A 571-nucleotide genomic window follows, 5' to 3' on the forward strand; every position below is an offset into this window, starting at 1 on the left:
GTGCTATGGAGCGCCCCGACCTGGAGGTCGCGGACATCTTCCGCGCCCACGGCCCGGCTTGGCGACACGCACAGCGCGGTCACCTGAGCCTGGGCCAACTGAAGGTCATGTCGGCCATCGAGCAGTGTCGCAGTGCGGCGCTGGGAGGGCACGCGCTGCGCTGCGACGCCTGCGAACACGTCGACATTGCCTACAACTCCTGCCGCAACCGGCACTGCCCAAAGTGCCAGGCCAATGCCGCGCGCCGCTGGCTCGAAGCGCGCCGGAACGAGTTGCTGCCGGTCGAGTACTACCATGTCGTCTTCACCCTCCCGGCACCGGTCGCCGCGCTCGCGTGGTACAACAAGGCATTGATGTACCGCCTGTTGTTCGAGACGGCGGCGCAGACGCTGTGCACCATCGCTGCCGATCCCAAGCACCTTGGTGCCCGCATCGGTGCCACGCTGGTGCTGCACACATGGGGCTCGGCACTGACCCACCATCCGCATGTGCACGGAATCGTCCCCGGCGGCGGCCTGGCGCCGGACGGCACACGCTGGATCGCCTGCAGGCGAGGTTTCTTCCTGCCGGT

General features: G+C 68.0%; 1 protein-coding gene. It reads left to right on the top strand.

All coding sequences use genetic code 11. The features are described 5' to 3' along the window. Positions 1-5: 5 nt before the first annotated feature. Positions 6-571 (top strand): IS91 family transposase (locus F2P44_RS34520; protein ID WP_167094609.1); only part of this gene is annotated, 566 nt, incomplete at its 3' end.

The sequence above is a fragment of the Massilia frigida genome, assembly GCF_011682175.1.
Lineage (GTDB): Bacteria > Pseudomonadota > Gammaproteobacteria > Burkholderiales > Burkholderiaceae_D > Telluria_A > Telluria_A frigida.